The sequence below is a fragment of the Pseudomonas sp. SK3(2021) genome (assembly GCF_016772375.1).
GTDB lineage: Bacteria > Pseudomonadota > Gammaproteobacteria > Pseudomonadales > Pseudomonadaceae > Aquipseudomonas > Aquipseudomonas chlororaphis_I.
Genome location: NZ_CP061943.1, coordinates 3,289,158 through 3,307,957, shown reverse-complemented (window position 1 = coordinate 3,307,957; position 18,800 = coordinate 3,289,158). Strand labels below are relative to the sequence as shown.

14 protein-coding genes are annotated in these 18,800 nt (G+C 65.8%); 13 read left to right on the top strand and 1 reads right to left on the bottom strand.

Translation table 11 applies throughout. The features are described 5' to 3' along the window. Positions 1-6: 6 nt before the first annotated feature. From IF690_RS14840 to IF690_RS14820, 5 genes are all read left to right on the top strand, one after another. Positions 7-1,110 carry an ABC transporter ATP-binding protein gene (locus tag IF690_RS14840; protein WP_202696224.1) on the top strand — a complete coding sequence of 368 codons (1,104 nt, stop codon included), beginning with the start codon at positions 7-9 and terminating at the stop codon, positions 1,108-1,110. A 14-nt stretch (positions 1,111-1,124) separates the two neighbouring features. Then, the gene (locus tag IF690_RS14835) at positions 1,125-2,606 is read left to right on the top strand and encodes a mannitol dehydrogenase family protein (protein ID WP_202696223.1); all 1,482 of its coding nucleotides are present in this window, start codon (positions 1,125-1,127) and stop codon (positions 2,604-2,606) included. Between the two features lie 760 nt (positions 2,607-3,366). Beyond that, entirely contained in the window at positions 3,367-4,875 is a 1,509-nt protein-coding gene (gene xylB / locus IF690_RS14830) for a xylulokinase (protein ID WP_202696222.1), read from the top strand. A gap of 2 nt (positions 4,876-4,877) precedes the next feature. Continuing rightward, positions 4,878-5,816: a carbohydrate kinase family protein gene (locus tag IF690_RS14825; RefSeq protein WP_202701452.1), complete on the top strand. Its 939-nt coding sequence runs from the start codon at positions 4,878-4,880 to the stop codon at positions 5,814-5,816. A gap of 50 nt (positions 5,817-5,866) precedes the next feature. Further along, complete coding sequence (locus tag IF690_RS14820; protein ID WP_202696221.1) at positions 5,867-6,484, top strand: transglycosylase SLT domain-containing protein; 618 nt, start codon at positions 5,867-5,869, stop codon at positions 6,482-6,484. Positions 6,485-7,132: 648 nt separating this feature from the next. Here the strand turns inward: IF690_RS14820 and IF690_RS14815 are convergent. Further along, positions 7,133-8,443 (bottom strand): OprD family porin, encoded by a 1,311-nt coding sequence (locus tag IF690_RS14815; protein ID WP_202696220.1) that lies wholly within the window; start codon positions 8,441-8,443, stop codon positions 7,133-7,135. Positions 8,444-9,084: 641 nt separating this feature from the next. On the opposite strand from IF690_RS14815, the gene IF690_RS14810 reads away from it, so the two are divergent. From IF690_RS14810 to IF690_RS14775, 8 genes are all read left to right on the top strand, one after another. Beyond that, entirely contained in the window at positions 9,085-10,437 is a 1,353-nt protein-coding gene (locus tag IF690_RS14810; protein ID WP_202696219.1) for a UDP-glucose dehydrogenase family protein, read from the top strand. Beyond that, positions 10,434-11,462, top strand: a complete 1,029-nt coding sequence (locus tag IF690_RS14805; RefSeq protein WP_202696218.1) for an NAD-dependent epimerase — start codon at positions 10,434-10,436, stop codon at positions 11,460-11,462. The genes IF690_RS14810 and IF690_RS14805 overlap by 4 nt, the downstream gene beginning before the upstream one ends. Before the next feature lie 75 nt (positions 11,463-11,537). Then, a complete protein-coding gene (locus IF690_RS14800) occupies positions 11,538-12,311 on the top strand; it encodes a sugar transferase (RefSeq protein WP_252189572.1) in 774 nt (257 codons plus the stop codon). Between the two features lies 1 nt (position 12,312). Further along, entirely contained in the window at positions 12,313-12,957 is a 645-nt protein-coding gene (locus IF690_RS14795) for a CpsD/CapB family tyrosine-protein kinase (protein WP_202696217.1), read from the top strand. A 22-nt stretch (positions 12,958-12,979) separates the two neighbouring features. Further along, positions 12,980-13,993, top strand: a complete 1,014-nt coding sequence (locus IF690_RS14790; RefSeq protein WP_202696216.1) for a polysaccharide biosynthesis/export family protein — start codon at positions 12,980-12,982, stop codon at positions 13,991-13,993. A gap of 11 nt (positions 13,994-14,004) precedes the next feature. Then, positions 14,005-15,573, top strand: coding sequence for a GumC family protein (locus IF690_RS14785; RefSeq protein WP_202696215.1), 1,569 nt, complete (start codon positions 14,005-14,007; stop codon positions 15,571-15,573). 23 nt (positions 15,574-15,596) lie between these two features. Further along, positions 15,597-16,661: a glycosyltransferase family 4 protein gene (locus IF690_RS14780; RefSeq protein ID WP_202696214.1), complete on the top strand. Its 1,065-nt coding sequence runs from the start codon at positions 15,597-15,599 to the stop codon at positions 16,659-16,661. Further along, entirely contained in the window at positions 16,658-18,016 is a 1,359-nt protein-coding gene (locus IF690_RS14775; RefSeq protein WP_202696213.1) for an O-antigen ligase family protein, read from the top strand. Before IF690_RS14780 ends, IF690_RS14775 begins: the two co-directional genes overlap by 4 nt. The last annotated feature ends 784 nt before the right edge of the window (positions 18,017-18,800 follow it).

Below are 18,800 nucleotides of genomic sequence, written 5' to 3'. Positions count from 1 at the left end.
GATTCCATGGCCAACCTGAAAATCAAGAATCTGCAAAAAGGCTTCGAAGGTTTTTCCATCATCAAGGGCATCGACCTGGAAGTGCGCGACAAGGAGTTCGTGGTCTTCGTCGGCCCCTCGGGCTGTGGCAAGTCCACCCTGCTGCGGCTGATCGCCGGCCTGGAGGAAGTCAGCGGCGGCACCATCGAGCTCGATGGCCGCGACATCACCGAGGTCAGCCCGGCCAAGCGCGACCTGGCCATGGTGTTCCAGACCTACGCCCTGTACCCGCACATGAGCGTGCGCAAGAACATGTCCTTCGCCCTGGACCTGGCCGGCGTGCCGAAGGCCGAGGTGCAGCAGAAGGTCAACGAAGCGGCGCGCATCCTCGAACTGGGGCCGATGCTGGAGCGCAAGCCCAAGCAGCTGTCCGGCGGCCAGCGCCAGCGCGTGGCCATCGGCCGAGCCATCGTGCGCAACCCGAAGATCTTCCTGTTCGACGAGCCGCTGTCCAACCTCGACGCCGCGCTGCGGGTGCAGATGCGCCTGGAGCTGGCGCGCCTGCACAAAGAGCTGCAGGCGACCATGATCTACGTGACCCACGACCAGGTCGAAGCCATGACCCTGGCCGACAAGGTAGTGGTGCTCAACGGCGGCCGCGTGGAACAGGTGGGCTCGCCGCTGGAGCTGTACCACAGCCCGGCCAACCTGTTTGTCGCCGGTTTCCTCGGCACGCCGAAGATGGGCTTCCTCAAGGGCCGGATCAGCCGGGTCGAGGGCCAGGGCTGCGAGGTGCTGCTGGATGCCGGCACCCGCATCCAACTGCCGCAAAGCAGCGCCAGGCTGAGCGTCGGCAGCCCGGTGACCCTGGGCATTCGTCCCGAGCACCTGGAACTGGCCCGCCCCGGCGATTGCACCCTGCAGGTCACCGCCGACGTCAGCGAGCGCCTGGGCAGCGACACCTTCTGCCACGTCGTCACCCCTTCCGGCGAAGCCTTGACCCTGCGTATCCGCGGCGACCTGGCCAGCGCCTATGGCCAGCAGCTGAGCCTGAACCTGGACGCCGAACACTGCCACCTCTTCGATGCCGACGGCGTGGCCGTGGCCAGGCCGCTGCGCGCCGCCGCCTGAACGAGAACCGAACGATGAAACTGAACAGACACAACCTCCACCGCCTGCCCCCCGAAGTCCGGCTGCCCGCCTACGACCTGGCCGAGACCCGGCAAGGCATCGTGCATATCGGCGTCGGTGGTTTCCACCGGGCGCACCAGGCCTACTACACCGATGCCCTGATGAACACTGGCGAAGGCCTGGACTGGAGCATCTGCGGGGTCGGCCTGCGCGCCGAGGACCGCCGCGCCCGCGACGACCTGGCCGGCCAGGATTACCTGTTCACCCTGTTCGAGCTGGGCGACAGCGACGCCGCCCAAGTGCGGGTGATCGGCGCGATCCGCGACATGCTGCTGGCCGAGGACGGCGCCCAGGCCCTGATCGACAAACTGGCCGACCCGCAGATCCGCATCGTCTCGCTGACCATCACCGAGGGCGGTTACTGCATCGACGACAGCAGCGGCGAGTTCATGGCCCACCTGCCGCAGATCCAGCACGACCTGGCCCACCCGCTGCAGCCCAAGACCGTGTTCGGTTTTCTCTGCGCGGCCCTGGCCCGGCGCCGGGCGGCCGGGGTCCCGGCCTTTACCTTGATGTCCTGCGATAACCTGCCGCACAACGGCGCGGTGACCCGCAAGGCGCTGCTGGCCTTCGCCCGCCAGCGCGACGCCGACCTGCACGACTGGATCGCCGCCAACGTCAGCTTCCCCAACGCCATGGTCGATCGCATCACGCCGATGACCAGCACCGCCCACCGCCTGCAACTGCACGACCAGCACGGCATCGACGACGCCTGGCCGGTGGTCTGCGAACCCTTTGCGCAATGGGTGCTGGAAGACAAGTTCGTCAGCGGTCGGCCGGCCTGGGAAAAGGTCGGCGTGCAATTCACCGACGACGTCACACCCTATGAGGAGATGAAGATCAAGCTGCTCAACGGCAGCCACCTGGCCCTGACCTACCTGGGCTTCCTCAAGGGCTACCGTTTTGTCCACGAGACCATGGCCGACCCACTGTTCGTGGCCTATATGCGCGCCTACATGGACCTCGACGTAACCCCGCAACTGGCGCCAGTGCCGGGCATCGACCTCTGCGACTACAAGGACACCCTGGTGGCGCGTTTCTCCAACCGGGCGATTGCCGACCAGCTGGAACGGGTCTGCTCCGACGGCTCGTCGAAGCTGCCCAAGTTCACCGTGCCGACCCTCAACCGCCTGATCGCCGACGGTCGCGACACCGAGCGCGCCGCGCTGGTGGTCGCCGCCTGGGCCCTGTACCTCAGGGGCGTCGACGAAAACGGCGACACCTATGCCATCCCCGACCCGCGTGCCGCGTTCTGCCAGGCGCTGGTGGCGGACGATGCCTTGATCGGCCGGCGCCTGTTGGCGGTCGAGGAAATCTTCGGCACGGCGATCCCCGCCAACGCCGCATTCACCGCAGCCTTCGAGCGCTGCTACAGCAGCCTGCGCGACGACGGCGTGACCCGCACCCTGGAACGGGTATTGGCCCGGGGCCGCTGATGCTTGCCTGTCGCCGACGCATTTCTCCAGACAGATCGCGAGCTCAGGTTTTGCGATGGCTGCGCAATCGATCGCAGCCTCGCAGGCTCGGCAGCGGCTACACAGCCACCGCAAACCCTGTAGCCGCTGCCGAAGGCTGCGATCGGCGGCGTAGCCGACGCAAATCCTGCCAACGCGTTTCTCCAGACAGATCGCGGATTCAGGTTTTGCGATCGCTGCGCAATCGATCGCAGCCTCGCAGGCTCGGCAGCGGCTACACGGCCACCGCAAACCCTGTAGCCGCTGCCGAAGGCTGCGATCGGCGGCGTAGCCGACGCAAATCCTGCCAACGCGTTTCTCCAGACAGATCGCGGATTCAGGTTTTGCGATGGCTGCGCAATCGATCGCAGCCTCGCAGGCTCGGCAGCGGCTACACGGCCACCGCAAACCCTGTAGCCGCTGCCGAAGGCTGCGATCGGCGGCGTAGCCGACGCAAATCCTGCCAACGCATTTCTCCAGACAGATCGCGGATTCAGGTTTTGCGATGGCTGCGCAATCGATCGCAGCCTCGCAGGCTCGGCAGCGGCTACACGGCCACCGCAAACCCTGTAGCCGCTGCCGCAGGCTGCGATCGGCTGCGCAGCAGCCGCAAGGCCTGCCGACGCGTTTCTCCAGGCAAATCGCGGATTCAGGCTCTGCGATCGCTGCGCAATCGATCGCAGCCTCGCAGGCTCGGCAGCGGCTACAGTGGGTTTGATTTGAATTTTGTGCAGGTTCATCCATGACGACGCAACAGCTTTTCCTCGGCATCGACTGCGGCACCCAGGGCACCAAGGCCATCGTCCTCGACGCCGCCAGCGGTGCAGTGCTCGGACTGGGCGCGGCGCCCCACAGCCTGATCAGTGGCGCCAACGGCCGCCGCGAACAGGACGTCGGGCAATGGCGCGAGGCGTTCGCCCTGGCCACTCGCCGTGCCTTGCTGGCCGCCGGTGTCAGCGGCCTGGACATCCTCGGCATCGGCGTGTCCGGCCAGCAGCATGGCCTGGTCCTGCTCGACCGGCAGGGCCAGGTGCTGCGCCCGGCCAAACTCTGGTGCGACACTGAATCCACCCCGCAGAACCAGCGCCTGCTGGATTACCTGGGCGGCGAACAGGGCTCCCTGGAACGCCTCGGCGTGGCGATTGCCCCCGGCTACACAGTGTCGAAACTGCTGTGGACCCGGGAGCAGCACCCGCAGATCTTCCAGCGCATCGCCCATGTCCTGCTGCCCCACGACTACCTGAACTACTGGCTGACCGGCCGCTGCTGCAGCGAATACGGCGACGCCTCGGGCACCGGCTATTTCAACGTGCGCACCCGGCAATGGGACCTGGCGCTGCTCAGGCACATCGACCCCGACGGCCGCCTGGAAGCCGCCTTGCCGGAACTGCTCGAAGCCCACCAGCCGGTGGGCAGGCTGCTACCCGAGATCGCCCGGCACCTGGGCCTCAACCCCCGGGCGCTGGTGTCCAGCGGTGGCGGCGACAACATGCTGGGGGCCATCGGCACCGGCAATATCCAGCCCGGGGCGATCACCATGAGCCTGGGCTCCTCGGGCACCCTGTATGCCTACGCCGGGCAACCGCGGGTCAGCACAGACGCCGCGGTGGCGACCTTCTGTTCCTCCAGCGGCGGCTGGCTGCCGCTGATCTGCACCATGAACCTGACCAATGCCACGGGCGCGGTGCGCGAACTGTTCGAGTTGGATATCGACGCCTTCAACCAATGGGTGGCACAGGCGCCGATCGGTGCCGAGGGCGTGTGTATGCTGCCGTTCCTCAACGGCGAGCGGGTCCCCGCCCTGCCCCATGCCAGCGGCAGCCTGCTGGGCCTGACCGCCAACAACCTGACCCGGGCCAACCTGTGCCGCGCGGTGGTGGAAGGCACCACCTTCGGCCTGCGCTACGGCCTGGACCTGCTGCGCCACAACGGCCTGCAAAGCCAGAGCATCCGCCTGATCGGCGGCGGTTCGAAAAGCCGGCTGTGGCGGCAGATGGTTGCCGATATCATGCACACCCCGGTGGTCTGCACCGAGCAGAGCGAAGCGGCGGCCCTGGGCGCGGCGATCCAGGCGGCCTGGTGCGAGTCGCACGACCGCGGCCAGGCGCAAAGCCTGGCGCAGCTGTGCCAACGCTGCGTGAGGCTCGATGCCAGCAGCGAGACCTTGCCGATAGCGGCCAATGTCGCGGCCTACCAGCAGGCCTATGAACCTTACCAACAGCATGTGGCAACCCTTTTGAAGAGCGAATGACTATGTACCTGGTCTGTGGTGAAGCACTGTTCGATTTTTTCAGCGAAGACGATGCCAGCGGCCGGGCCTCGCGGGTCAACTTCCAGGCAATCGCCGGCGGTTCGCCCTTCAACGTCGCGGTGGGATTGCGCCGCCTGGGCGTGGATGCGGCGCTGTTCGCCGGGCTGTCCACCGACTACCTCGGCCGGCGCCTGTTGCAGGTGCTGCGCGACGAAGGCGTGAACGAAGACTACCTGCTGCACGTCCAGGCCCCGACCACCCTGGCGATGGTCGCGGTGGGCGCCGACGGCTCGCCGCAATACAGCTTCCGTGGCGAAGGCTGCGCCGACCGCCAGTTGCAGCTCAGCGACCTACCGCAGCTCGACAGCCGGGTGCGCGGCCTGCATATCGGCTCGTATTCCCTGGTGGTGCAGCCGATCGCCGACACCCTGCTGGCGCTGGTGCGCCGCGAGCGCGGCCAGCGCCTGATAAGCCTCGACCCCAACGTGCGCCTCAACCCGGCCCCGGACATCCAACTGTGGCGCCAGCGCATCGACACCCTGGTCCGGCTGGCCGACCTGATCAAGGTCAGCGACGAGGATTTGCACCTGCTCTACCCCGACCAGGATCCGCAGCAAGTGATCGACGGCTGGCTGCAGCATCACTGCCAGCTGGTGTTCCTGACCCGCGGCGCAGAGGGCGCGACGGTGTTCAGTCGGGTGCATGGCCGCTGGTCGGCGCCGGCCGTGCCGATTAAGATGGCCGACACCGTGGGCGCCGGCGACACCTTCCAGGCCGCTCTGATTGCCTGGCTGAGCGAACGACAGCTGGATTCGTTGGAAGGTGTCGCGGGCTTGAGCCGGGAGCAGATCGACCAGATGCTCGGGTTCGCCATCCGCGCCGCGGCGCTGACCTGTGGCAAGACCGGACCGGACCTGCCCTATCGCCACCAACTGAACTGATCGCAGGAGCGCCACGCGGCGCTCCCATCGACCCGAATAGAGCCTTGCCCTTGACCCGCTTCGCCTGTGCCGCCGTAGCCTTCCCCCTCATCCTGACCGGTTGCGCGACTTCGCCGCCGGCCAACCCCAACGACATCTGCGAGATCTTTCGCGAGAAAAGCGACTGGTACAAGGCGGCCAAGGCCACCGAGGAGAAATGGGGGGTGCCGATCCAGGTGCCGCTGTCGATCATCTACCAGGAGTCGAGCTTCAAGCAGGACGCCTTGCCGCCGCGCAAATACCTGTTGTGGGTGATTCCCTGGGGCCGGGTCTCCACGGCGGCCGGCTACCCGCAGGCCAAGGACGAAGTCTGGGGCGACTACCAACGCAAGGGCGACAATTACTGGGCCAGCCGCACCAACTTCGCCGACGCCACCGACTTTATCGGTTGGTACATGGACCAGACCTCGCGGGTCAACGGCGTGACCAAGCAGGACGCCTACCGCCAATACCTGAACTACCACGAAGGCTGGGGCGGCTACCGCCGGCAGACCTATGTGGCCAAGCCCTGGCTGCAGACCGTGGCGGGGAAAGTGCAAAGCCGCTCCAACCTGTACGGCCAGCAATACGCCGGTTGCCGGGAAGAGCTGAACCGCGGCTTCTGGAGCCGCTTCTGGAATTGGCTGTAAGCGCCTGACACCGCTCCCCCCACCTCCACGCGCGCTGTAGCCGCTGCCGAGGCCGCTAAACCATCGCACGCGGTGCCCCTGATGCAACGCGGTTGCCCGGTTTGCGACGGCTGCACCGCCGATCGCAGCCTCGCAGGCTCGGCAGCGGCTACACAAAACCACCGCACGCGGTGTAGCTGATGCAACGCGGTTGCCCGGTTTGCGACGGCTGCGCCGCCGATCGCAGCCTCGCAGGCTCGGCAGCGGCTACACAAAACCACCGCACGCGGTGTAGCTGATGCAACGCGGTTGCCCGGTTTGCGACGGCTGCGCCGCCGATCGCAGCCTCGCAAGCTCGGCAGCGGCTACACAAAACCACCGCACGCGGTGTAGCGGATGCAACGCGGTTGCCCGGTTTGCGACGGCTGCGCCGCCGATCACAGCCTCGCAGGCTCGGCAGCGGCTACACAAAACCACCGCACGCGGTGTAGCTGATGCAACGCGGTAGCCCGGTTTGCGACGGCTGCGCCGTCGATCGCAGCCTCGCAGGCTCGGCAGCGGCTACACAGCCACCACAAACCCGCAGCCTGCGATCGGCTGCGCAGCAGCCGCAAGGCCTGCCGACGCGTTTATCCAGGCAGATCGCGGACTCAGCTTCCGGCGCCGCCGTCAGAGGATCGAGAAGTTGTAGCTGACGATCAGCCGCGTCTCGTCCACGTCCCGGGCGTATTTCTCGTAGTTGCTGCGGTAGGTGGCGTTACGCAGGCGCAGGCTGACGTCCTTGAACGTGCCGCTCTGCACCACGTACTTGAGTTCGCTGTCGCGCTCCCACTCGCGGCCTTCCTGGTCGCTGCCCGGGACCTTGATATGGTCGCCGCTGACATAGCGGGTCAGGAAGCTCAGGCCGTTGATACCGATGGCCTTGAAGTCGTAGTCGTAGCGCAGTTGCCAGGAACGCTCCTGGGCGGCGGCGAAGTCGTTGACCTGCACATAGTTGACCAGGTACGGGTTGCTGCCATCGAGGTACGGCATCGAGTTGTCGCCGTTCATGCGCTGCCAGCCGGCGCTGAAGGTGTGGCCGTCGATGGCGTAGCCGAGCATGCCGCTCAGGGCGCGGTTGTCGATGGAGCCGGCGCGCTCGGCGCCACTGTCGGCGCTCTTGAGCAGGCGCAAGTCAGCCTTGAGCACGCCCGGGCCCAGCGGCTGGTTGGCCAGCAGGCCGATGAAGTGCTGGCGGTAGATGTCTTCCAGCTCGGCGTAGTGGTACTGGCCAGTCAGGCGGTCGTTGAACTTGTAGTCGATGCCGTACATGTCGAAATGGTCGGCGGTGATGTTGCAGCCGTATCGCTTGTTCTTGCAGTGCACGCGGATGTCCTGGGCGTCCGTGGAGTCCCGGGCGGTGTAGCGGTCCAGGCGCGCGGCCATGAACGTCAGGTCCTTGATCTCCCTGGACGTGAGCATGGCGCCGTTGAACATAGTCGGCAGCAGGCGCCCGTCGTTGTACTTGAGCAGCGGCAGGTCCGGCAGCAGCGCGCCGTACTTGAGCACGCTCTGCGACACGCGCACCTTGGCGGTCAGGCCGAGCTTGGCGTACTGGTCCTTGGAACCCCGCGGGTCCTGGCCGCTGGACGGCAGCAGGCCGCTGTTGCTGCGGTCGGGGCTGGAGTCGAGCTTGAAGCCGAGCATGCCCAGCGCGTCGATACCAAAACCGACGGTGCCTTCGGTGTAGCCCGATTGCAGGTTGAGCATGAAGCCCTGGGCCGCCTCTTCGCGCTTGGAAGCGCCCTGGTCGTTGCTGGTATGGCCGTCGCGGAAGTCACGGTTGAAATAAATGGTGCGCGACTCGAGCCTGGCGCTGCTGTCTTCGAAGAAACCCGCCGCCTTGGCCTGGGCGGTAAAACCCGCGCACAGGCAAAGGGCGCCGAGGCCCACGGTTGGATGGCGCAGCGGTCGGAATGAGTGCAGCAAAGGGAAAGGCATGAAAAGCTCCAGCAGTGCATCGGTAACGCGGATGAAAGAAAGGCAATAGCAATCCATCTGGCGAATCGTTCCTGGCCAGGTGAATTGATCAAATCAATGTTGACCCGCAATGATGGCAGATAGCCTTGACTGGCTACACCCGACTTTAGTCTGAAGCTGCTACAGCCTTTGGCGCTTCCCGCGCTCCTGCGGTGCACCGCGCCATCTGCGCTAAAGCGATCATTTTCAACACTTTTCCCCTTCATTGACGCCCTGGGACGAGGCGCCGTTCACTGGGCGATTCCAGAGGTTTTGGATCCAAGCAAGCGTCCGCTGGCGATAAAACCGCTGTTTTTTTCGCTCGAAAAACTACCGTTCGTCGGCTTTATTTGTCTTATCAGGTTTTGTATCAAGGAATTCACACAAGGTTTTCAGCACCCGAAAATTCAATATATCTGATTGATTTTAAAAGCATTTAATCTATTTAGATAAACATCTTGAACACCATCGTCATTTATACAACACGGCAAAGCGCCAATTAACCGTCTCAACGCTATGGTAGTGTCAAAAAAAGAACGCGAAAAGGACTTGCACCTATTCAGTTCTTTAAGAAGTGGGCAGAAAAAACTCACTCATTACCCATCACGGATGAGGTTCCTCCCTTGGATGTCAGCGTTTTTGGTACCGGCTATGTTGGCCTGGTACAAGCAGTCGCCCTGGCCGACGTCGGCCACAACGTGGTCTGTGTCGACATCGACGACCAGAAAGTCGCTCAATTGCAGCGCGCCATCGCGCCCATTCACGAGCCGGGGCTGACGACGCTGATCGAGGACAATCTGAAGGCCGGCCGCCTGTCCTTCACCACCCAGGCCCAGGACGCGGTGAACCATGGCGAGCTGATGTTCATCGCGGTAGGCACCCCGTCCAACGAAGACGGCTCGGCCGATCTCGACCATGTGATCGCCGTCGCCCGCGACATCGCCCGCCTGATGCACAGCGACAAGACCCTGGTGATCAAATCCACGGTACCGGTGGGCACCGCCGACCTGGTACTGGAAACCGTCGTCGAGCAGCTCGCCGACCTGGGCAAGTCCGAGCTCAGGGCGCATGTAGTGTCCAACCCGGAGTTCCTCAAGGAAGGCAGCGCAGTGGCCGACTGCATGCGCCCGGACCGGATCATCGTCGGCTGCGCCCATGACAAGCCGCGCCAGCAGTTGAGCGAGCTGTACGCGCCGTTCAACCACAACCGCGATCGCCTGATGTTCATGGATAACCGCAGCGCCGAGCTGGTGAAGTACGCCGCCAACGCGATGCTCGCCACGCGCATCAGCTTCATGAACGAAATGGCCAACCTGGCCGAGCGCCTGGACGTCGACATCAGCGCCGTGCGCAAGGGCATCGGCGCCGACCCGCGGATCGGCTATCACTTCATCTACCCGGGCGCCGGCTTTGGTGGCTCGTGCTTCCCCAAGGACCTCAAGGCGCTGATCCACACCGCCGAGAGCCACGGCCTGGAGCCGCACATGCTCAAGACCGTGCGCGACGTCAACGAGCAGCAGCGCCACGTGCTGTTCCGCAAGCTCAAGGCGCACCTGGGCGACGACCTGCGCGGCAAGGTCATCGCCCTCTGGGGGCTGGCCTTCAAGCCCAACACCGACGACATGCGCGAAGCCACCAGCCGCTACCTGATGGAAGCCCTGTGGGAGGCCGGCGCCACGGTGCATGCCTACGACCCGGAAGCCATGACCGAATGCCGGCGCCTGTACGGCTACCGCCCCGACCTGCAGCTGTGCGCGACCCGCGACGACACCCTGCAATGCGCCGATGCGCTGGTGATCTGCACCGAGTGGAAGGCCTTTCGCGTGGTCGATTTCAACCAGTTGCGCGAGCGCCTCAAGGCGCGGCTGATCGTCGACGGGCGCAACCTCTACAACCCGCAACAGGCGGCGGACGCCGGCCTGCATTACCTGAGCATCGGTTTACCCTATCGCGTACCGGGGGCGCTCTACGCATGAATATCCTGATCACCGGGGCCGCCGGTTTCATCGGCGCCCATACCGCCCTGCGTTTGCTCAAAGATGGGCATCAGGTCACCGGGCTGGATAATTTCAACGACTACTACGACCCGCAACTCAAGCACGACCGGGTGCGCTGGGTCGAGCAACAGGTGGGCGCCTTCCCGCTGTACCGCCTGGACTTGAGCGATGCCGAGGCCCTCGACCGGCTGTTCGCCCAGCTCCGCCCACAGGTGGTGATCAACCTGGCCGCCCAGGCCGGGGTGCGTTATTCCCTGGAGAACCCCAAGGCCTACCTGGACAGCAACCTCGGCGGTTTTCTCAACCTGCTGGAAATGTGCCGGCGCTACCCGGTCGAGCACCTGATCTACGCCTCGTCCAGCTCGGTGTACGGCGCCAACCACCACACGCCGTACAAGGTCAGCGACAACGTCGACCATCCGCTGTCGCTGTACGCCGCGAGCAAGAAGGCCAACGAGCTGATGGCCCACAGCTACAGCCACCTGTTCGACGTGCCGGCCACCGGCTTGCGCTTCTTTACCGTGTACGGCCCCTGGGGCCGCCCGGACATGTCGCCGATCCTGTTCGCCCGGGCCATCAGCGAAGGCCGGCCGCTGAAGCTGTTCAACTACGGCATGCACCAGCGCGACTTCACCTACATCGACGACATCGTCGAGTCGCTGGTACGCCTCCTGGCCAGGCCGCCGCTGCGCGACCCGCTGTGGGACCGCGAACGGCCCGACCCGGCCACCAGCATGGCGCCCTGGCGCCTGTTCAACATCGGCGGGCAGCGCCCGGTGGAACTCAAGGACTACGTCGCCACCCTGGAGCGACTGCTCGGGCGCAAGGCGCTGGTCGAGTACCTGCCGCTGCAGCCCGGCGACGTGCTGAACACCTGCGCCGATGCCAGCGCCCTGGAGAACGTCACCGGCTTCGGCCCGCAGGTACCCCTGGCCGAAGGCCTGGGACGCTTCGTCGACTGGTTCCAGAGCTACTACCGGCCGCCCTCGCCGCCACGGGGCTGACGAGTCGCACCACGCTGCACCGGCGAACCCGCTCGCCGCTTCTACCCACTGCCTATGGAAACACCTCCGATGGACATGGAAAGACCATTCTCATCGCCCGCGCCTTCTGTTCCCGAGGCGCCGACGCCGGCTGCCGGCCCCGTCCACATCGACCGGCGCAACGACCCGTTCCGGCGCAAGGTCGAGGCCGCCGTCGAGCTGCAACGCCGTGGCTGGCTGACCGGTCGCCGCGGCGGCTGTCCCTGGACCCTGTCCCTGAGCAAGCGCCTGACCTCGACCCTGCTGGCCGCGCTGATTTTGCTGCTGATCGCGCCGCTGCTGCTGGCGATCGCCCTGCTGATCAAGCTGACCAGCCCCGGCCCGGTGTTTTTCGTGCAGTTGCGCACCGGTTTTCGTGGCCGGCGCTTCGGCATGTACAAGTTCCGCACCATGGTGGTCAACGCCGAATCCCTGAAGGATTCGGTGCGCCACCTGAACAAGCACGGCCCGGACTCGGTGGACTTCAAGATCGATCGCGACCCGCGGATCACCGGGATCGGCGGTTTCCTGCGGCGCACCAGCCTCGACGAGTTGCCGAACCTGATCAATGTGCTGCTCGGCCAGATGCGCATCGTCGGCCCGCGGCCGACCTCGTTCCACGCCCAGACCTACAAGGAACACCACCTCGGCCGCCTGAGCATCTACCCCGGCATCACCGGCCTGTGGCAGGTGTCCGGGCGCAGCGATGTGGACTTCGACGGCCGGGTGACCCTGGACATGACCTACATCTTTCGGCAGAGCCCCTGGCTGGACCTGAAGATCCTGCTCAAAACCCCTCTCAAAGTCCTCAACGGCCACGGAGCAAGTTGAAATGGCGGCTGCAACCTTTGCCAGTCTGGAGATCCAGACCCCCACCGAAAGCAACCTGGCCGTGACCGTACTCGACCAGCAACTGCGGGTGATCCTGCTCACCGCGCCGAACGGCGACAGCGGCGTGACCACCAGCAGCCTGGCCCTGGCCAACGAGCTGGCGCGCACCAGCCGCGGACGGGTGTTGCTGCTGGACACCAGCCTCGCCGACAACAGCCTGACCCAGCGCCTGGGCCTGGAACGGAACCCGGGCTTCCTCGACCTGGTGCTGGCCGAGCAGCCGCCGAGCCTGGCGTCCTGCATCGAGCATCCCGGCGCCCCGGGCTTCGACTTCCTGCCCCTGGGGCGTCGCCAGCAGTACAGCGAACGCCTGACCAGCCAGCCGCTGCGGGAACTGTTCGCCGCGCTCAACGAGGTGTACCGCTTCGTGATCGTCGACGGCGACCCGGTGTACAGCAACGGCGACCTCCTCACCCTCAGTACCCAGGTCGATGGCGTGGTGCTGGTGGTGCGCAGCGAGGAAACCCGCTGGGAAGTGGCCCAGGCCGCCGCGCAACGGCTGGTCCAGGCCGAGGCGAAGCTGATCGGCAGCGTGTTCAACGCGCGCAAGTACTACATGCCCAAATGGGTCTACGACCGTCTCTGACCGGCACAAGGAAAGTCTGCACATGAAACCTCAAGCGCTCCCCCTTTGCCTTTTGCTGGCCGCCCTCGCCGGCTGCGCCAGCCCCGACGTCGAGCAAATGCCGGTGCAGGTCCTCAGCGCCGGGGCCGGCCAGGGCCAGATGACCGAAGTGCTGCCGGTGGAGCAGGTCCTGCGTCCCCAGGACGTGCTGGACGTGATCTTCCACATCGGCAGCACCAGCCAGACCCGCTATCGGGTGCAGCCGGGCGACCAGGTCGATGTCTCGTTCCTCAGCGCCGCCGAGCTGGGCGGCAACAAGCTGGTCTTGCCCGACGGCAGCATCGAAATGCCCTACGTCGGCAACGTGCAGGTCGCCGGGCTGACCGCCGAAGAGGCGCGCCGGACCCTGGAAAGCGCCTATTCGCGGGTGCTGAAAAAACCCCAGGTGACCTTCTCGATTTCCCACGCCATGGCCCAGCTGGACAACCTGCGCACCAGCCTGACCAACCCGGCCACGGGCCTGAGCCGCGAGATCACCGTCGGCTCGGACGGGCGCGCGAGCTTCCCGTTGCTCGGCGCCATGTCCTTGCAAGGCATGACCCTCAGCCAGCTGCAGAAGACCATCAACCAGCGCTACGCCAAGGAAGTCGGCCAGGTCAGCGCCGATGTGCTGCTCAAGTCGACGGCGGCCAACGAGGTGTTCGTGCTCGGTGAGGTCGGCCAGCCCGGCGCCTACCCGATCCGCCGCCCGGTGTCGGTGCTCGAGGCCCTGACCCTGGCCAAGGGCGCCGGCCCCACCGCGCGCCTGGACTCGGTGGTGATCATGCGCCGCAGCGGCAACCAGGTGCAGGCCCGCACCTACGACGTCGCCGCCGCCCTGGACCGCAACGCCGCGCAGTTCGCCTACCTGCAACCGGACGACCTGCTCTACGTGCCCAAGACCCGCCTGGCCAAGGCCGGCGCGTTCAGCAAGCAACTGGCGGACATCATCATGTTCCAGGGGGTCGGCTTCAGCTTCGGCTACCGCGTCGACAACAAAGAATCGGACAACAATTGAGCCTTCCCGCGATGAACAGAATCGAAAACTACCTGCACGAGTTCCTCCTCGTGTTCTTCGTCAATCGCCGGCTGATCAAACGTGTGTTCCTCGGCTTCGCCGTGATCGCCCTGCTGTTGCCGCTGGTGCTACGCCAGAGCTACGAGATCACCGCCGAAGTCATAGTGCAGTCCAAGAAGCTGTCGCAGAGCGACGCCAATACCGTGCTCACCCCGGACAGCGACAAGTTCATCCCGCCGTCCCTGGCGGACATGGAAACCGAGAGCAATATCCTGCGCTCGCCGACGCTGATCCGCGAAACCATCGCCCAGCTGCGCGACGCCGGCGAGTTCGGCGACGGCGAGGGCCTGCTCGCCCGGCTGATCGTCAATCCGCTGCGCGATCACCTGGCCACCCCGCTGCGCGCAGCCCTGGGCCTGCAGATCGAGCCGGTACGCGACACCGCCCTCGACGGCATGACCAACCAGGCGGTCAAGGACCTGAAGATCGCCACCCTGCCCGGCTCCAACGTGATCTCGGTGGTCTACGCCAGCGCCGACCCGACCCAGGGCACGCGTTTCGTCGAGCGCCTGCTGGCCAACTACCTGAAGAACCGCCAGGACCTGCAATCCAACGAGCTGCCGCAGGCCTTCTTCGAGCAGAAGAAAGTCCAGTACCAGGAGCGCCTGGACGACCTCGAAGGCTTGCGCCAGGCCCTGCTGGAAGCGGCCCATGCCTCCGATCCCAAGGAAGAGATCACCTTTCGCCTGAACGCCATCAACACCGAGGAACAGTCGCTCAACGGCTACCGCGACCAGGCCCTGGAGAACCAGCGCCGCCTGGACTACCTGCAAAACAACCTGAAGGCCGCGCGCAAGGGCAGCCTGACCGACTACACCTTCCCCTTCGCCTTCGCCAACACCGTGGACAACGTGGCCTACGAGGACCGCGAGATCAAACAGCTGGGCGAACAGCTGACCAACCTGGTGAGCCAGTACGGCACCACCTCCGACACCTACCGCGCCGACAGCGTGCCGATGCAGCAGCAGCGCGAGCAGATCGTCCGCGCCCGCGCGCAGTTCCTCAAGGTCGTGGAAAACCGCGTCCGCGAGCGCACCAGCGACCTGCAGATCACCCATTCGGTGATCGCCCAGAAGACCGCGCGGATCAACGAATACAAGACCCGCGTACGCGACCTGCAGGAAGTGCTGAGCAAGCTGCGCCAGCTCGACACCGAGATCGACGCCCTGCACAAGGCCTTCTTCACCTACACCCAGCGCTACGAAGAAAGCCGCGGCGAGCGCCTGATCAATGGCGAGCTGTCCAACGCCCGGGTACTCAGCCAGCCCTATGAACCCAGCGAGGCGGCGTTCCCCAAACCGATGCTGATCATTCCCCTGGGCCTGCTCACCGGGCTGCTGCTGGCGATTGCCCTGGGCTACGTCTACGAGTTCTTCGACCACCGCTTCAAGCATCCGGCCCAGGTCGGCGACCACCTGAACCTGCCGGTGCTGATGGTGCTCGACGCGGTGCAGGCGCCGGTGGTCAACCCCTACCCGCGCTGGACCTGGCAGTGGCTCTGGCACTGGGCCAAGCAGTGAGCTGCACGGAAAGCAAGAGGCTCATGGCCGACCTGCCGATTGTCCATGTGATCCACAGCGGTGGTTTCTATGGCGCCGAACGCATGCTGCTCGACCATTGCCAAGGCGTGCCCGGGCGGCATCGGGTGCTGTTCATCGACGCGCCGCCGGCCCTGCTCGAGCGCTTTCGCGCGGGCGGCGTCGAGTGCCACAGTTGCAGCGGGCTGCGGGCGATGCTCGGCCAGTTGCAGCAGCAACCGGTGCTGCTCAATGCGCACAACTTCAAGGCCCAGCTGTTTGCCCTGCTCTGTGCCTGGCGCCTGGGCCTGCCGCTGGTGTGGACCCAGCACGGGTTCACCCCGCGCAGCGCCAAGCAGAAGTTCTACACCTGGCTCAGCCTGCGCCTGTGCCGCCGGCGCACGGTGCGGCAGGTGGTCTGCGTGGCGCAGAGCATCGCCCGCTTGCATCGCCAGGCGGGAGTCGAGGCGGAGAAATTGCAGGTGATCCCCAACGGCCTGCCCGAGCAGCGCATCCCCGACCAGCACCTGCGCGACCCCGATGCGCCGCTGGTGGGCTTCGTCGGCCGCCTGAGCCAGGAAAAAGGCCCGGACCTGTTTCTCGACGCGCTGATCCCGCTGTGCCAGCAACGCCCGGCGCTGAAGGTGGTGCTGCTTGGCGACGGCCCCTCGAGCGAGGTGCTGCGCCAACGTATCCAGGAAGCCGGCCTGGCGTTGCAGATCCTGATGCCGGGCTACCAGAACAACATGGGCAAATGGATGCACCGCCTCAGCGTGCTGGTGCTCAGTTCGCGCACCGAAGGCACGCCGATGATCCTGCTCGAAGCCATGCAGGCCGGCACGCCGATCGCCGCCTTTGCCGTCGGCGGCATTCCCGATGTGATCGAACACAGCGTCAACGGCCTGCTCGCCCGGCCGCTGGACAGCACCGAACTGGCCGGGCATATCGCCGAGCTGCTGGACGACCCCGACCTGGGCGAACGCCTGAGCCTGGCGGCGCGCCAGCGGCAACGCCGCGACTATCACCTGCCGCGCCTGGCCCTGCGCTGGCAGGCCCTGTACCGCGCCGCCTGGGAGGCCTGGAACCGATGATCGCCGCTCTTTCCCTGGGCGCCCTGCTGGGGCTGGCCTGTCTGCTGCTGCTCGCCAGCCCCTGGCCCTACCTAGCGCCGCTGGCGGTAGTCGGTATGTTTGGCCTGGCGCTGCTGTACCGCCGCACCGGCTGGGGCCTGTTGGGCATTTGCGCGCTGGTGCCGTTCGAAGGCCTGTTCAAGGACAGCGCCTTTTCCGCGGCCAAGCTGCTGGGGGCCTCGCTGATCCTGATCCTGCTGTTCAAGCTGCTGATGCGCCAGATCGGCGAGGCGCGCCTGCGCAGCAACCTGTGGCGGGCGTTGCTGCCGTTCCTGCTGTGCCTGCTGCTGAGCCTGATGTACAGCGAGAACCTCGGTGTATCGCTGGGCAGCCTGCGGGAACTGGCGGTGGGCCTGGTGCTGTTTTTCGTGACCCTGCTGATCGGCCGCGAGGTCAACCTGCTGATGCTCTGCCGCCTGCTGGCGCTGAGCGTGGCCGCCACCTGCGTGATCGCCCTGTTCTCAGCCAAGTACCAGGTCGGCGGCCGGGCCATCGGCCTGCTGCAGGACGCCAATTACTTCGCCCTGCTGATCGCCATGGCCGTGCCGCCGGCGATCCTCCTCGCCCTGCGCGACCGGCATTGGCCGCTGCGGCTGTTCTGGGCCGGGGTGACCCTGACACTGATGGCCGGCATGACCAAGACCGACTCGCGCTCCGGGCTGCTTGTCGTGCTGTTCACCATCGCCATCGGCGCCTGGCACTACCGCCATCGTCTGCAACGGTTGCGGCCCAGGCACCTGGGGTTCGTCATGTTCGCCGTGGCGATTGTCGTGCCCCTGGGCATCGCCGCGCTGCCGGCGGACTACGTGGCGCGGATCCAGTCCCTGAGCCTGCTCAAGTCCGGCGCCCACTCCGCCGACACCTCCCTGGGCCGGCGTACCTCGTACCTGGTGGTCGGCGGGCAGATGATCCGCGAGAACCCGTTGCTCGGCTCGGGCCTGGGCACCTTTCCCATCCACTACGCGCAGACCGGTTTTGCCAGCGGTTTCTCGGAGAACATGAACGAGCCGGACCTCTACCGGCGCGCCCACAACACCTACCTGGAGCTGTTCAGCGAACTGGGGATTCCCGGCGGCCTGAGCTTCGTCGCCCTGCTGCTGATGGGCCTGCGCAACTTCGAACGGGCGCGGGTCGCATGGCTGCACAGGGGCCGGCAGGACCAGGCCGACATCGCCACCCACCTGGGCCTGAGCCTGCTGGCCCTGGCGGTGTTCCTGCTGTTCCTCAGCGCACCGAACCACAAATACCTGTGGATCTTCCTGGCCCTGTCCAGCGTCCTGCGCCGCCAGGCCGAAACCCCGGAGAGCCGCCCATGACGATGTACTCACCCCCTGTAGCTGCTGCCGAAGGCTGCGATCGAGTGCGCAGCACTCGCCAGACCAGCCTGCGCGTTTCTCCAGGCAGATCGCGGACCCAGGCTTTGCGCTTGCTGCGCAACCGATCGCAGCCTCGCAGGCTCGGCAGCGGCTACACAGGCAATACGCATCCTGTAGCCGCTGGCGCAGCCTGCGATCGAGTGCGCAGCACTCGCCAAACCAGCCTGCGCGTTTCTCCAGGCAGATCGCGGACCCAGGCTTTGCGCTTGCTGCGCAACCGATCGCAGCCTCGCAAGCTCGGCAGCGGCTACACAGGCAATACGCATCCTGTAGCCGCTGGCGCAGCCTGCGATCGAGTGCGCAGCACTCGCCAAACCAGCCTGCACACTTATCCAGGCAGATCGCGGACTCAGGCTTTGCGCTTGCTGCGTAACCGATCGCAGCCTCGCAAGCTCGGCAGCGGCTACACGGACACCGCAAACCCTGTAGCCGCTGCCGAAGGCTGCGATCGGCTGCGCAGCAGCCGCAAGGCCTGCCGATGCGTTTTTCCAGGCAGATCGCGAATTCAGGCTTTGCGCTTGCTGCGCAACCGATCGCGGCCTCGCAGGCTCGGCAGCGGCTACACAGGCAATACGCATCCTGTAGCCGCTGGCGCAGCCTGCGATCGAGTGCGCAGCGCTCGCCAGACCAGCCTGCACACTTATCCAGGCAGATCGCGGACTCAGGCTTTGCGCTTGCTGCGCAACCGATCGCAGCCTCGCAGGCTCGGCAGCGGCTACACAGG